We start from the raw sequence: 13,729 nt of genomic DNA on the forward strand, positions 1-13,729 counted from the left end.
TGTTCCCTCTGGAGAAAAGGAGCGTTCTCTAAACATGCATAAAGAAATGGATGTAGCCAAACGTGCCAAGGTCATTGAGTGGCTGAAAACGGAGGTTGTGGACCACGTATCCCGATTGTTTAAATCATTATGGGAGGGAAGCACTCTTAAAGTGGTGGACAGCTTGGCCAGTCTGGTGGTCAGCTGCTATATTTTAGGCCGCCGATTGGGGATTTCTTATGGGGACCTCGATGCAAGCATTGTAGAGAAACTGAAAAAACACAAACAAGAAGGACACCAGCTGGAGGATTGGTATCAGGATATTTCCATGCTGGAAGAACATATGCGTAAGAGGTGAACATATTGAAATTGCGCTGGACATCCATCGCCTGGAGCATCGTGTATCTGCTGCTGCTCCTGTCTTTAAAATCTCCACTGATTGTGATTACATCCTTTTTTATGCTGTTGCCGGGTTTGGTGCTGTTTACGCTGCTGCCGGTTCGTTCGTTTATCGTACACGTTATACCTGTGCTTATTATTGTAGCTTGGCTGGCCGGTCCGGCTTATGTGATGTTATCCGTCTTTTTCCTGATTCCGTCGATTCTGATGGGGCTCGCTTACAAGCGCAGAGCGGCTGCCTTTAAGGCTATTGCCATCGGGGCGGGGACGATTTTGGTCGAGTTTCTGCTCCTGCTTCTAGTCAGCAAAGCCCTGTTTGATTTCAACTTGTCGGAATTGATTGAAAGCACCTTCAATCTGACGGCTGCCCCTCTAGAGGGAATGTCGGGCGAAACCGTAGCAGGCTCCATGGGCTGGACGGCCGATACGATTGAACAGCTGTCTCAGCTGACGGTCAGACTGCTTCCGTTTACGCTTTCGGTTTGCTCGCTTGTTATTGCATGGGTGGCGCACGCACTTGCCCGGCCGACGCTTGCCAGCCTGGGACAGGTCGTTCCTAAACTTCAGCCGCTCAGAACGTGGAAACTTCCCCGTTCTTTGGTCTGGTATTACCTGGTGGCGCTGCTGATAAGCATGTTTGTGGGAAGCGGCTCAGGGTTTCTTAGCACCGTGCTGTTGAACATCATCCCGATGCTTGGATTCTGTTTTATGGTTCAGACGGCAAGTTTCTTTTTCTTCTTTGCCTATGAGCGTAAGTGGAATGCATTAATTCCGATTGTGCTTATTATCGTCATGTTGTTTTTTCAGCCCCTGCGGATTATAGGCATATTGGATATTTTATTCCCGCTTCGAGACAAGATTTCCAGATCTGGACGATAAGGGTGAGAAGGCATGCCTAAATTATTGCAAAAAAGATGGCACGGCTATCAGTCGGTTTGGGCCTTTGCCCTGCTGCTTTTGTTGGTGATTTTTATTTCGGTGTACAACTGGGCGCTTGGCCTGGTTGGTTTGGTTCTGGTGTGCGTCCTGGCTTTTACGATGCTGAAATCGGAAAGAAGATTTCGGAGCGATCTGGTCAACTATGTGACCGATTTGACCTACCGGATCAAACGGGTGGAAGGCGAAGCGATCGGCAGGCTGCCTTTCGGTATTATTTTGTACAGCGAGGACAGGACGATTGAATGGCATAACCGGTTTATTTCCGGCGTGTTTAACCGGAATACGGTTGTGAATCAGCCTCTTCAGGAGCTGCTGCCCCAGCTCCCGCAGCTGGGCCGCAAAGAGCAGGAGCAAGCTGCTTCCGTGGTGGAAGTGATGGTTAACGACCGATTTTATCGTTTAACTATAGTACCTGAGGAACGGCTGATTTATTTTCAGGATATTACGGAGTTTGCGATTCTGCGCGAGCGTTATGACAATGAGCGTCTTGCGCTGGGGATCGTGATGCTGGATAACCTGGACGAGGCATCCCAGGGCATGGACGACCAGCAGCGCTCAGCGCTGATTGCGCGTATGACGACGCTGCTGACCGATTGGGCGAAGCAATACCGGGTTTATTTGCGGCGGTTGTCGTCCGAGCGGTATTTGATGATGCTCGACCATCAAGCGCTGCAGGAGATGGAGCAGAGCCGTTTTGTCATCTTGGATGAAGTCCGCGAGATGACCGCGGATCTCAAGGTGCCGGTGACGCTGAGCATCGGCCTGGCTTTTGGGACCGAGCATATCAGCGAGCTGGGCGAATTGGCCCAGTCGAGTCTGGACATGGCGCTCGGCCGCGGGGGCGACCAGGCTGCGGTGAAAGCCGGTCAGCGTTTGTCCTTTTACGGCGGCAAGTCGAACGCCGTTGAGAAGCGGACGCGGGTCCGTGCCCGCGTCATTGCGCACGCGCTGCGCGATTTGATGCAGGAAAGCGACCGCGTTATTATCATGGGCCACAAAACGCCCGATATGGACGTGATCGGGGCATCGATCGGCGTGATGAAAGCCGCCGATCAGTACAAGGTGGAGGCCCATATCGTGCTGGAAGGCAGCAATCCGGGCATCGACCGGCTGATGGAGCGGATCAAGCAGGATGAGCCGCTGGCCAAGCGGTTCATTACGCCGGAGCTGGCGCTGGAGATGATGACCGAACACACGCTGCTCGTCGTCGTCGATACGCATAAAGGCTCCATGACAATCGAGCCCCGGATTGTAGAACGTGCAAGACGTGTCGTGGTGGTGGATCACCACCGCCGCGGCGAGGAGTTCATTAACGATGCAGTGCTGGTATATCTAGAGCCTTACGCTTCTTCAGCCTGCGAGCTCGTTACCGAGCTGTTGCAGTACATCCATGAGAAGGTTCAGCTCAGTCCGCTGGAGGCTACCTCCCTGCTGGCAGGCATTACCGTGGACACCAAACATTTTGCGCTTCATACTGGATCACGTACCTTTGAAGCAGCGGGATTCCTGCGGCGAAGCGGTGCCGATACGGTAATGGTGCAGCGGATTTTGAAGGAAGACCTGCAGGAATACATTGAAAAAGCCGAAATCATTAAGCATGCACGCATGATTTACGGGCATGTCGCCCTCGCGGTGACGGAGCCGAACCGCAAGCTGCCGCAGCTGCTGATTGCCCAGGTGGCCGATACGCTGCTCAATATGACCAACGTACTCGCCTCCTTCGTGATTAGCGAACGCCCGGACGGTCTGATCGGCATCAGCGCCCGCTCGCTGGGCGGCATGAACGTTCAGGTAGTGATGGAGCGGCTTGGCGGCGGCGGTCATTTAACGAATGCAGCGGCCCAGTTGGAGGGCACCCAGGCGGAAGCCGAGGAGAAACTCCTGGCCGTGCTGGAATCCATAGATAAGGAAGAGGGGTTATTCGAATGAAGGTTATTTTTCTGAAAGATATGAAAGGCCAAGGCAAAAAAGGGGAAATCAAAGAGGTATCCGAAGGTTATGCGCAAAACTTCCTGATTCCGCGGGGCGTCGTGAAGCTCGCCACGGACGGGAACGTGAAAATTCAGGAAATGCAAAACCAGTCCGAGCAAAAACGCAAAGCCCAGGAGAAAGAAGACGCCGTGGCACTCGGCAAAAAGCTGGAAGAAACAACGGTTAATCTGAAAGCAAAAGCCGGTGAAGGCGGCCGTCTGTTCGGCGCCATTACCAGCAAACAGGTTGCTGAAGCGCTCGAGAAGGAACACGGCATCAAAATCGACAAACGCAAAATTGAAATGCAGGACCCGATCCGTACTTTGGGCGTAACCCAGGTGCCGGTGAAGCTTCACCCGGACGTGAAATCGACGATGAAGGTACACGTCGTGGAGGAATAAAATGGGCGGAGATCTGTTTATTGACCGGATCCCGCCGCAGAATCTGGAGGCCGAGCAAGCCGTGCTTGGCGCGATCCTGCTCCAGTCCGAAGCCCTCATCACCGCGATGGAACGCGTGCGGGATGAGGATTTTTACAATACGGGCCATCAGCTGATCTACGAAACCATGGTCGAGCTGGGCGAAGAGGGTAAACCGATTGACCTGGTGACCCTCACGGCCCGGCTTCAGGACAAGGGCCAGCTTGAAAATATCGGCGGGGTCAGCTATTTGGCCAAGCTTGCCCATGCTGTGCCAACGGCAGCCAACGTGGATTATTACGCCCGCATTATCGAAGAGAAGTCGATGATGCGCCGTCTGATCCGGACGGCTACGCAAATCGTCAGCGACGGCTACACAGGCGGCGAAGATGTCGGCGACCTGCTCAGCGATGCGGAGCGCCGGATCCTGGAAATTTCCAACCGCCGCTCCGGCAGCGGATTTATCGCCATCCGCGACGTGCTGATGGAGGTGTTCGAGAAGGTTGAGACGCTTCACCAGAACCGGGGGAGCACCACCGGGGTTTCCTCCGGTTTTGTTGATCTGGACCGGATGACCTCCGGCTTCCAGCGCTCCGACCTGATCATTGTAGCGGCCCGTCCTTCCGTAGGTAAAACCGCCTTTGCCCTCAATATCGCCCAAAATGCGGCGGTACGGGGCAAAGAGACGGTCGCCATATTCAGTCTGGAGATGAGCGCGGCCCAGCTCGTACAGCGGATGATTTGCGCCGAAGCGAATCTGGACGCGAACGTCATGCGGACAGGCGACATCAAAAGCGACGACGATTGGTCGAAGCTGACGATGGGGATTGCCGCTCTTTCCGAAGCGGAAATTTACATTGACGATACGCCGGGCGTGACGGTGGCCGATATCCGCGCCAAATGCCGCCGCCTTAAGAAGGAACGCGGCCTGGGCATGATCGTGATCGACTACCTGCAGCTCATCCACGGCCGCGGCAAAGCGGGCGAAAACCGGCAGCAGGAAGTTTCGGAAATCTCGCGTACGCTCAAGCAGATTGCGCGTGAGCTTGAGGTTCCCGTCATCGCCTTGTCCCAGCTCTCCCGGGGCGTAGAGCAGCGTCAGGACAAACGTCCGATGATGTCCGACCTTCGGGAATCCGGCTCTATCGAGCAGGATGCCGACATCGTATCGTTCCTGTACCGGGACGACTACTACAACCAGGAAACCGAAAAGAAAAACATCATCGAGATCATCATCGCCAAACAGCGTAACGGCCCTGTAGGAACCGTGGAGCTGGTGTTCTTGAAAAACTATAACAAGTTCGCCAATTATGAGCGGGCGCATACCGATGCATTTGCGGGCTGACGATCATTGTCAGGCCCGTTTTTATTTTCCGGGAAATCATGAACATAACCGGCAGCTTCTACTCGCCATTCATTTGGTCTAATGGTCACATTTAGGCAGGAAAATGACATGTATTTCCGAACAATGGCAACACTTGGCCTTAGAATGTTCGCTTTTTAATTTGACTTTAAAAACGGGGACTGGTACACTGAAATTGCTGCCCGAGGGTGGCAGTTAAAGCGTTAAAGTTTTTCTCTATGCATGCAGGAGAATACCGGGGCAAGAGACTGCTTCAGGATTCTTTTGTCTTGTCATGGAGTTATATGAATGGACTTGTGTGAAAAATTAGATGCGATTAAGCATTCGCGGAGGTATGTACATGTCGACAGTAGTTGTTGTGGGAACGCAGTGGGGAGACGAAGGTAAAGGCAAAATTACGGATTATCTGGCAGAGAGCGCAGATGTGGTGGCGCGCTACCAAGGCGGTAACAATGCTGGCCACACAATACTGATTGACGGGAAGAAGTACAAGCTGAGCCTTATTCCGTCGGGTGTTTTTTATGAAGATAAACTTTGCGTAATCGGCAACGGGATGGTGATCAATCCGGAGGCGCTGCTTCAGGAGATCGCGTACATTCACGAGAACGGATTTACGACCAACAATTTGAAAATCAGCGACCGCGCACATGTGATCATGCCTTACCATATGGTGCTGGACGCGCTGGAGGAAGACCGCAAAGGGCCGAACAAAATCGGCACGACCCGCAAAGGGATCGGTCCGGCTTACATGGATAAAGCGGCTCGCACGGGCATCCGGATCTCCGATCTGATGGATGCGGAAGAATTCGAACTTAAACTTCGCCATCTGATGGCGGAGAAAAATCATATCATCCAGCAGGTTTACGGCGCCGAGCCGCTGGACGTGGAAGACACGCTGAAGAAATACCTAGACTATGCCGAGCAGATTCGCTCGTACGTGACGGATACTTCGGTTGTGTTGAACGACGCCATCGACGAGGACCGCAAGGTGCTGTTCGAAGGGGCTCAAGGCGTGATGCTGGATATCGACCAAGGTACTTATCCGTTTGTAACCTCTTCCAACCCGTCGGCCGGCGGCGTCTGCATCGGTTCCGGCGTTGGCCCGTCCAAGATTCAGCAGGTAATTGGCGTTGCAAAAGCCTACACGACCCGCGTAGGCGACGGTCCGTTCCCGACCGAGCTGTTTGACGCCGTCGGCGATCAAATCCGCGAAACGGGCCATGAGTACGGCACCGTAACCGGCCGAGCGCGCCGCGTAGGCTGGTTCGACAGCGTGGTGGTCCGTCATGCCCGCCGCGTCAGCGGTTTGACGGGCCTGTCCCTGAACTCGTTGGACGTATTGACCGGACTGGAAACGGTAAAAATTTGCACCGGCTACAAATACCGCGGCGAAGTGATCACGCATTACCCGTCGAGCCTCAAAATGCTTGGCGAATGCGAAGCGGTATATGAAGAGCTGCCAGGCTGGTCCGAAGACATTTCCAGTGCTAAAACACTGGCTGATTTGCCGGAAAACACCCGCCGCTACGTGGAACGCGTGTCCGAGTTGACCGGGATTCCGATCGCGATCTTCTCCGTAGGCCGTAACCGCGAGCAGACAAATCAAGTATTGCCGATTTATATTTAAGAAATTTTAGTGATAGAGGCCGTAGTCTTTCTGAATAGAGAGGCTGCGGCTTTTTTTGGCCTATTTGCCTATTGGATATGGACGTCATGTAATGTCAGGTATATTTACCTGCTCCTAGGCGCTGCTACGGACCTGCCCTTTACTCGCCGAATACACTGATAGTCAATGAATCGATTCAGCTGTGGCTTCATCAGCGAGAACAAGGAGATGAAAGGGATGCAGGTTTGGGAAGCGATGGGGGCCGGGGAATTTGAGGAGATTATTTTTGCAAGCGACCCGGAAAACGGGCTGAAAGCCGTCATTGTGCTGCACAATACGTTGGCCGGGCCGGCACTCGGCGGCTGCCGGATGTGGGACTACGCTTCCGAAGAGGAAGCGCTGACGGACGCGATGAAGCTGGCGCGGAGCATGACCTACAAATCGGCCATCTCCGGACTGCCTTACGGCGGCGGGAAAGCCGTGATTTGGGGCGACCCGTCCAAGGACAAATCGGAAGCGATGTTCCGTTCGTTCGGCCGGTTCCTGCAGCGGCTGAAGGGGCGGTACGTCACCGGGGTAGATCTGGGCACCACCGTGCAGGATATGGATTCCATTGCTCAGGAAACGTCTTATGTCACCGACATGACCGGCACGCTGGGCGGTAGCGGCAATTATACGGCCGAGATGACCGCCTACGGCGTTTATTTGGGTATCGAGGCCTCTTTGCAGGAAGCGGAGGGCAGCCGGTCGCTGGCGGGAAAAAGAGTCGCCGTCCAGGGACTCGGCAAAGTGGGCTATGCCCTTTGCCGGTATCTGCGGAAGGCGGGGGCGGAGCTGCTCGTGAGCGACGTGAACGGAGCGCTCACAGATCAGGCAGTCCGCGAATTCGGCGCGTCGGCGGTATCGCCGGGCGCGATCTATGCGCAGGACTGCGAGGTGTTTGCGCCATGCGCACTCGGCGGCGTGCTGGACCGCCGGGTGCTGGCGCAGCTCTCGTGCCGCGTGGTGGCCGGCGCGGCAAATAATCAGCTGGCCGCGCCGGAGGCGGCCGCTGAGCTGAAAGCCCGGGGCATTCTGTATGCCCCGGATTATGCCATCAACGCCGGCGGCATTATCGCCACGGCGTTGGAGCTGGCGGGAAGCGGCGCCGAGGACATCCGGCGCCGCGTCGAGACCATCGGCCCTACATTGGCCGATGTGTACCGCCTGGCCCGCAGCGCCGGCCTGAACACGGCGCAGGCGGCAGGCCAGCTGGCTGAAGCCAAGCTGGCGGCCAGGCTGCAGCCGTAAATTTTCTGCCGCGCCTGCTTGTCGGCGGCTGCTTCGGCAAGGCCAGGCACCCTCGCCCGCCCTATTTGGCCTTTTTGGCCGGCAGTTTTTTTGCTGCTTCCTGCTGCTTTGTATCGCTTTCTGCCCAACTAAATCCTCCGTTGCAGCCTGTTTTGTGCAGTCCCAAACCTCCTGAGTATCGAAGCTCTCTGCTTCGCTCTTCGGGAGGTTTTCTGCGTTTAAGTCCGTTCAGCGAATTCCGCAAATTTCCTACCAAAAACCCATTTGACTTGGAGCATGCTCCAAGTTGTACAGTCAACGTGTCAGCTCCATAATTTATAGTGAAAAGGGGTAAAATTATGCCAGACCAGGAAAAAGGAAAGATCCAATCGGCCCGTACAGGCCGCAGCGGGAGGTCCGTCCTGATTACCGGCGGAAACAAAGGCATCGGCTACGAAACGGCCAGACAGCTGGGAGCCGAGGGGTTCACGATTTGGCTTGGAGCCCGCAGCGAGGAGAAGGGAAAGGAAGCCGCAGCAAAATTGGTGCAGGAAGGCCTGGATGCCCGTCCTGTTTTATTGGACGTGACAGACCGGGAAACGATCGAAGCGGCAGGCCGGAGAATCGGCGAGCAGTCTCGGTCGCTGGACGTTTTGATTAACAATGCCGGCGTTTCTTTGGAGAGGGGGGTAACCCCGAGCCAAACCGATCCGGCCGCATTAAAAGCGACCTTCGAAACGAATTTTTTCGGCATGGTTGCCGTCACCCAAATGATGATTCCCTTGCTCGGCCGGTCCCCGTCCGGCAGAATCGTGAATGTTTCCAGCGGTTTGGGCTCGTTAACCCTGAACAGCGATCCGGAATCCGAATTTGCCCGTTTTAATCTCTTGGCTTACAATAGCTCCAAAACGGCGGTAAACGCCTTAACCGTCATGCTGGCGAAAGAGTTTAAGGATTCGTCCCTGAAAATCAATGCGGCCGACCCCGGCTACACCTCGACCGACTTGAACCGCCGCAGCGGTTACCGTTCTGTCGATCAGGCGGCTAAGGTGATCGTTCGTCTAGCTACCCTGGAGGAGGACGGGCCGACAGGCGGCTTCTTTGATGAAAACGGGACATTGCCCTGGTAAGTAAGAGAAAACAGCAAGGAGGAAGGACATCCCATGCAGGAAATTCCGGAAATCGTAACCTCTATCAAACAAGCCGCGGAACTAACGGGTTTAACGGAGGATACCATACGGTATTATGAAAAAATCGGCCTGCTGCCGTATGCCGACCGAAAACGGAACGGTCATCGGGTTTACACCCGGGATCAGATCCGGGGCATTATTTTTTTAATCCGGTTAAAGGCAACGGGGATGACGATCGGGGAGATGAAGCGGTACCGGGAGCTTGCCGATCAGGGCTCCGAGGGGGTATCCGTCAGGTTGTCTATCCTGGAGCAGCATAAGCAGAAAATCAGAGATGAAATCGCCCGGCTGAACGAAATCGAACGAGTGATTGATTACAAAATCGAGCATTACAAGGAAATTTCCCGGAACCCGGATCTTGACGATCCGAATTGCATTCTCCCCGGTGAATAAGAGGCGGAGGAAGAGGGAAGAAGAGGGACGAGCAGGCTGTAATCCTGCTTGTCCCTTTTTGTTCAGAAAGGCAGTTCGTACTGCAGGTTGTCCTCTATCTCCTTCATGATCTCTATATTCCGAATGCCCCCAATGTCCCCAATGTCCCTCATTTTTTATTTGGCATCTTCTGCAGCACATGCGCAGTTACAAAATAATCCCTGTCTTCGTGGCCATCGTCCACAAAATCCCACAGCAATGCAAATTCCGCCTGAAGCTTGAACAGCTCCAAAATTGGCGGCTGCAAATGCGCAAAAGCTGCGGGCAGGCATAAACCCCGTCCGGCAAACTCCGGCAGGTGTTCGTGAATCCGATTCAGGTGGTCCCTGATCCGGCCCTGGGTCAGCTCCTCCGCCATAACTTTAGCCGGACTGCTGCTGCCCGTTTCTTTCAGCTTCTGGAGCATCAGGACGTCGGTCAGATGAATGATCAACCCCTGATCCGCCAGCCGATCGTACAGGCCTTCAAAAATATTCACATGAATCCGTTCGATCAGCCGGTCCAATTGGGCGCCGAATTTGGGCGTATACAAACTTTTGCTGTTCTCCTTGTAGAAGAAAGCCGAAATCAGCTGCGACGAAAAGCAGAGGTTCATGATGACGTCAAAAGGCGGGTTCAGCCTTGAAAAATCAACGGACGGGCTCAGCGAGGCTGCCTTCCGCTTCAAATCCTCCAGCGAATGGACCTCGTTCCCGATGCCGCTCAGGTCGAGAACCGCTTTGGTGAATTTCCCCGGCTGTTCGGCTTTGGCGAGGAAACGGTCGAGCGCTTGTTCATCAATATCCACGATCGTAATCCGTTCAAAAAAAGACTCAATATATGAGACGGGCACATCGTTCCCGTTCCCGGCGCCAAGCAGCAGAAGATGCCCGTTCCCGGACCCGGGCCGGTCATAGGCCAGTGCCTGCTCCAGCACCTGCCGGATTTGTTCCCGGTAGCCTTCCCAATACGGCCAGTCATTTTTGGTCGAATGGTTCCGGAGCGTATTGGCATTGCGAATCTTGGCGTAAGGGATGCGGACTCTCCTCTTAAATAGATTCATGGCGGCTTCCCCTTTCTTTAGAGTTAAACAGGCTGCAGTGAGAAATGATATGGCTGGATCATGGCGGTTTGTTCATAATAGAGGGCCATGGAGATCCGTTATGTTCGGGTGTAATCCAGCATTTTCAACACAGCTTCCCGGCAGCGCTGCTTAAATTCCGCATGCAGCTCGTCCCGGTCGGACATGAGCCATTGGATCAGGCAGCCGTCAATGACGGCCCGCAGGGCCGGAGCAGCCTGTTCAGCCTGGATGAAACCGCCGAAGACGCCTTCGCGCTGCCCATCTTCTATGATCCGTTTGCTGATCGAGGCGCAGTTTGCGTAGAAGCGGCTGTTGATCTCCCGGAAGGTCGGGATCCGGCTGGCGCGGGCCAAAAAATCGAGATAAACGCGGTAAAATTTGCGGTTTTTGTCCGGTCCCGCAAACACGGCGTCCAGATAGGCGTCCAGCTTCGGCAAAGCCCCTTCGACCTGTTCGACGGCCGCCAGCTCTTTATCGTAAATGCTCGTGGTCAGCCACTCCAGCAGGGCGGTGAGCACGGCTTCTTTATTTTCAAAATAATAATGGACGACCCCTTTGCTGACTTCGGCATAATCGGCGATATGCTGCAGCGTGACGGAGTCGTATCCGAGCTCGGCAACGGCCTGGAAGGCCGCCTGCAGGAGCTGTTTCGTTTTTTCCTCCGATTTCTTGTATCGGGCCATAAGGAAGCATCCTCCAGCATAAATGAATTACGAGTATTATAGCATAGGACGGAGCGAGCGCATCAAAAAAAGTTGACCGGTCAGCATAAAAAATATAGACTGAAAGTACCTAAGGAGGGAATGAAGATGTCGGAAACCTTTAAAGCTTTGGTCGTTGAGAATGAAGATAGCTTCAGGGTGGGGGTAAAAACGGTCAGCCTGGCCGACCTGCCCGAGGGCGAGGTGCTCATCCAGGTGGCTTATTCCAGCGTCAACTATAAAGACGGACTTGCCAGCATTCTGAACGGAAATATTCTGAAGACATACCCGTTCATCCCGGGCATTGACCTGTCCGGATACGTAGTTTCATCTACGGACGAACGTTTTAAGCCGGGGCAGCCGGTCATTGCAACCAGCTACGGCATCGGCGTTTCTCATTTCGGGGGATTCAGCGAATTTGCGCGGATTCCGGGCGAGTGGGTAGTACCGCTGCCGGAAGGGATCGATCTGAAAGAAGCGATGATTTATGGCACGGCCGGTTTTACGGCCGCCTTGTCCATTCAGCGGCTGGAGGAGAACGGCGTAACCCCCGGGCTTGGCAAAGTCCTGGTAACCGGAGCTACCGGCGGGGTGGGGGCTGCGGCTGTGGCCATGCTGAGCGTCAAAGGGTATGAGGTTGCCGCCAGTACGGGCCAGGCTTCGGAAGCGGATTACCTGAAAGCGCTGGGCGCTTCCGAAGTTATTCCGCGGCTGGAGGAGGACGGAGACAAGCCGAAGCCGCTGAACAAACAGCTGTGGCAGGCGGCGGTAGACCCGGTGGGCGGCAAAACGCTGGCCGCGATCCTCAGCCGGATCGCCTACCGCGGTTCGGTGGCGGTAAGCGGCCTGACCGGCGGGGCGGCGGTGCCGACGACAGTGATGCCGTTTATTTTACGCGGGGTGAACCTGCTTGGCATTGACTCGGTTTATTGTCCCTACGATATTCGGGTGAAGTTATGGGAACGGATGGGCGGCGATTTGAAGCCCGCGGATATGGAGCTGCTGATCAGCAGCGAAGTTACGCTGGAGAGGCTGCCGCAGGCGCTGGAAGACATTTTGAAATCGCGGACGCGGGGCCGGATCCTGGTGAAGATGGAGTAGGGGAGAGACCGGCGGATTTTTGAAGAGGGAATAAGAACGGCTGAGAACTAAGGCTAAAAGCCAAAGCTACAGCCAAAGCCAAAGCTTAAAGTTGATATCAGGAAGGCCTTCTCTGGCGCATAAGAGCGTCCGGGTGGGCTTTTTTTTACGAAGTTTTTAGTAGAAAAGGTAGAAATCCGGTCTTCAAAGGGCATACTGGTTACCACCGAACGCCAGGCCATTATCATTTGGGGTTGTTTGCGGCAGTAATCTATTAACTGGCTTCATAAGGAGGAAATAGAACATGAAATGGGTTTACCGCATTATGCTGGGGGCGGCCGGGACACTACTGGTATGCGCTTTGACCGTACTGACGTCCGGGCTGGTCGTCAACGCTTACGTCCAATCTTTGCTGGGCAGCATGAATATCAAATGGGAAGGGCAGCCCTCAGGATTAAGCGAAGTGCTGAGGCTGGGATGGAGCGGTCCGTCAACGGGGCCTGCGGATGGGCAGGAGCCGGAGAGCCGGACGGCGCTGGGAACGGCAGACGGGGAAGATTCCGGTAACGGTTCAGATCCGGCAGCGATTGATAACGAAGGGGTCAGCGGAACGAATAGCGATACGAGCAGCGATACGAACAACGATATGAATGACGGAGATTCGAGCGCAGAAACGGATGATGAAGCTGGCGGCGGCGTAATGTCCGACCCGGGAACGACGGGGGGAGCACAGGGTTCGGGCTCCACTTCCGGCAGCAGCCCAGAGACGAGTGAAACTAGCCAAACGAGCGGTTCAGGAGGTTCGGAAAGCGGCGGATCCGGCGGACAAAGCAGCTCGGCGCCGGACAGCGCTCTGCCGGTTATGGGCAGCGGCATCGATTCGCCGGAGGCAGGGGACGGGGGCGCGTCTGAAGATCCGGTGGTTACGCCGGACCAGCTGTCGGCCAAGAAGGACGAAATTCCGGCCGATGAGAAAGAGGAAGTTTTTTCGATGCTGATGAACAAGCTGCCGGAGGACGAAATGCAGAAAATTACGTCGGCGATGGAGGGTGGATTGACGGAAAGCGAGCTCATCGATATTCAGCAGATTCTATCGAAATATTTAAGCAAAGACGATTACGCGAAAATGCTCGAAATTCTTAAATAAAGACGGAAGTTCACGAAAGATTCGTAAACTCTTTATTAAAAGATGAAGAGGCTTATGGAAAACCCTTTTTTTAGAAAAAAAGAACTCCGTTATTTCAAACCCGCGGTTTACGCGGGTTTTTTGCATTTGTGAACAAAGTTGAAATGTCTCCCGAGCCTATGTTAAAGTTAG

Annotated in this window: 13 protein-coding genes; 11 read left to right on the plus strand and 2 right to left on the minus strand. The window is 54.5% G+C overall.

Features of this window, described 5'->3' with window-relative positions; all coding sequences use genetic code 11:
- Window positions 1-34: 34 nt before the first annotated feature.
- The 9 genes from AC3ZPD_RS06610 to AC3ZPD_RS06650 all read left to right on the plus strand — a co-directional run bounded on the left by AC3ZPD_RS06610 (window position 35) and on the right by AC3ZPD_RS06650 (window position 9,528).
- The gene (locus tag AC3ZPD_RS06610; RefSeq protein WP_490983487.1) at window positions 35-337 is read left to right on the plus strand and encodes a MazG-like family protein; all 303 of its coding nucleotides are present in this window, start codon (window positions 35-37) and stop codon (window positions 335-337) included.
- A complete protein-coding gene (locus AC3ZPD_RS06615; RefSeq protein ID WP_490983488.1) occupies window positions 334-1,257 on the plus strand; it encodes a DUF2232 domain-containing protein in 924 nt (307 codons plus the stop codon). Before AC3ZPD_RS06610 ends, AC3ZPD_RS06615 begins: the two co-directional genes overlap by 4 nt.
- A 12-nt stretch (window positions 1,258-1,269) precedes the next feature.
- The gene (locus tag AC3ZPD_RS06620) at window positions 1,270-3,246 is read left to right on the plus strand and encodes a DHH family phosphoesterase (protein WP_490983489.1); all 1,977 of its coding nucleotides are present in this window, start codon (window positions 1,270-1,272) and stop codon (window positions 3,244-3,246) included.
- On the plus strand, window positions 3,243-3,689 hold the full coding sequence (gene rplI / locus AC3ZPD_RS06625; RefSeq protein ID WP_490983490.1) for a 50S ribosomal protein L9: 447 nt from the start codon (window positions 3,243-3,245) through the stop codon (window positions 3,687-3,689). The genes AC3ZPD_RS06620 and rplI overlap by 4 nt, the downstream gene beginning before the upstream one ends.
- A 1-nt stretch (window position 3,690) precedes the next feature.
- The gene (gene dnaB / locus AC3ZPD_RS06630) at window positions 3,691-5,052 is read left to right on the plus strand and encodes a replicative DNA helicase (protein ID WP_490983491.1); all 1,362 of its coding nucleotides are present in this window, start codon (window positions 3,691-3,693) and stop codon (window positions 5,050-5,052) included.
- A 358-nt stretch (window positions 5,053-5,410) separates the two neighbouring features.
- Window positions 5,411-6,697 (plus strand): adenylosuccinate synthase, encoded by a 1,287-nt coding sequence (locus AC3ZPD_RS06635; protein WP_490983492.1) that lies wholly within the window; start codon window positions 5,411-5,413, stop codon window positions 6,695-6,697.
- Window positions 6,698-6,913: 216 nt separating this feature from the next.
- A complete protein-coding gene (locus AC3ZPD_RS06640) occupies window positions 6,914-7,966 on the plus strand; it encodes a Glu/Leu/Phe/Val family dehydrogenase (protein WP_490983493.1) in 1,053 nt (350 codons plus the stop codon).
- A gap of 338 nt (window positions 7,967-8,304) precedes the next feature.
- Complete coding sequence (locus tag AC3ZPD_RS06645; RefSeq protein WP_490983494.1) at window positions 8,305-9,075, plus strand: SDR family oxidoreductase; 771 nt, start codon at window positions 8,305-8,307, stop codon at window positions 9,073-9,075.
- A 33-nt stretch (window positions 9,076-9,108) separates the two neighbouring features.
- Window positions 9,109-9,528, plus strand: a complete 420-nt coding sequence (locus tag AC3ZPD_RS06650; RefSeq protein WP_490983495.1) for a MerR family transcriptional regulator — start codon at window positions 9,109-9,111, stop codon at window positions 9,526-9,528.
- A 148-nt stretch (window positions 9,529-9,676) separates the two neighbouring features.
- On the opposite strand, the gene AC3ZPD_RS06655 is transcribed toward AC3ZPD_RS06650, so the two are convergent.
- A complete protein-coding gene (locus tag AC3ZPD_RS06655; protein WP_490983496.1) occupies window positions 9,677-10,609 on the minus strand; it encodes a hypothetical protein in 933 nt (310 codons plus the stop codon).
- Between the two features lie 98 nt (window positions 10,610-10,707).
- The gene (locus AC3ZPD_RS06660) at window positions 10,708-11,313 is read right to left on the minus strand and encodes a TetR/AcrR family transcriptional regulator (RefSeq protein WP_490983497.1); all 606 of its coding nucleotides are present in this window, start codon (window positions 11,311-11,313) and stop codon (window positions 10,708-10,710) included.
- Between the two features lie 126 nt (window positions 11,314-11,439).
- Between AC3ZPD_RS06660 and AC3ZPD_RS06665 the strand changes: the two genes are divergently transcribed.
- On the plus strand, window positions 11,440-12,432 hold the full coding sequence (locus tag AC3ZPD_RS06665; protein ID WP_490983498.1) for an acrylyl-CoA reductase family protein: 993 nt from the start codon (window positions 11,440-11,442) through the stop codon (window positions 12,430-12,432).
- Between the two features lie 283 nt (window positions 12,433-12,715).
- Complete coding sequence (locus AC3ZPD_RS06670; protein ID WP_490983499.1) at window positions 12,716-13,558, plus strand: hypothetical protein; 843 nt, start codon at window positions 12,716-12,718, stop codon at window positions 13,556-13,558.
- The last annotated feature ends 171 nt before the right edge of the window (window positions 13,559-13,729 follow it).

The sequence above is a fragment of the Paenibacillus mobilis genome, assembly GCF_058267595.1.

What these genes read in the sequence shown, in the direction of transcription:
- AC3ZPD_RS06610 (WP_490983487.1), top strand. Translation starts at nt 35, where the DNA reads ATGCATAAAGAAATGGATGTAGCCAAACGTGCCAAGGTCATTGAGTGG.
- AC3ZPD_RS06620 (WP_490983489.1), top strand. Translation starts at nt 1,270, where the DNA reads ATGCCTAAATTATTGCAAAAAAGATGGCACGGCTATCAGTCGGTTTGG.
- AC3ZPD_RS06635 (WP_490983492.1), top strand. Translation starts at nt 5,411, where the DNA reads ATGTCGACAGTAGTTGTTGTGGGAACGCAGTGGGGAGACGAAGGTAAA.
- dnaB (WP_490983491.1), top strand. Translation starts at nt 3,691, where the DNA reads ATGGGCGGAGATCTGTTTATTGACCGGATCCCGCCGCAGAATCTGGAG.
- AC3ZPD_RS06650 (WP_490983495.1), top strand. Translation starts at nt 9,109, where the DNA reads ATGCAGGAAATTCCGGAAATCGTAACCTCTATCAAACAAGCCGCGGAA.
- AC3ZPD_RS06665 (WP_490983498.1), top strand. Translation starts at nt 11,440, where the DNA reads ATGTCGGAAACCTTTAAAGCTTTGGTCGTTGAGAATGAAGATAGCTTC.
- rplI (WP_490983490.1), top strand. Translation starts at nt 3,243, where the DNA reads ATGAAGGTTATTTTTCTGAAAGATATGAAAGGCCAAGGCAAAAAAGGG.
- AC3ZPD_RS06640 (WP_490983493.1), top strand. Translation starts at nt 6,914, where the DNA reads ATGCAGGTTTGGGAAGCGATGGGGGCCGGGGAATTTGAGGAGATTATT.
- AC3ZPD_RS06655 (WP_490983496.1), bottom strand. Translation starts at nt 10,609, where the DNA reads ATGAATCTATTTAAGAGGAGAGTCCGCATCCCTTACGCCAAGATTCGC.
- AC3ZPD_RS06670 (WP_490983499.1), top strand. Translation starts at nt 12,716, where the DNA reads ATGAAATGGGTTTACCGCATTATGCTGGGGGCGGCCGGGACACTACTG.
- AC3ZPD_RS06660 (WP_490983497.1), bottom strand. Translation starts at nt 11,313, where the DNA reads ATGGCCCGATACAAGAAATCGGAGGAAAAAACGAAACAGCTCCTGCAG.
- AC3ZPD_RS06645 (WP_490983494.1), top strand. Translation starts at nt 8,305, where the DNA reads ATGCCAGACCAGGAAAAAGGAAAGATCCAATCGGCCCGTACAGGCCGC.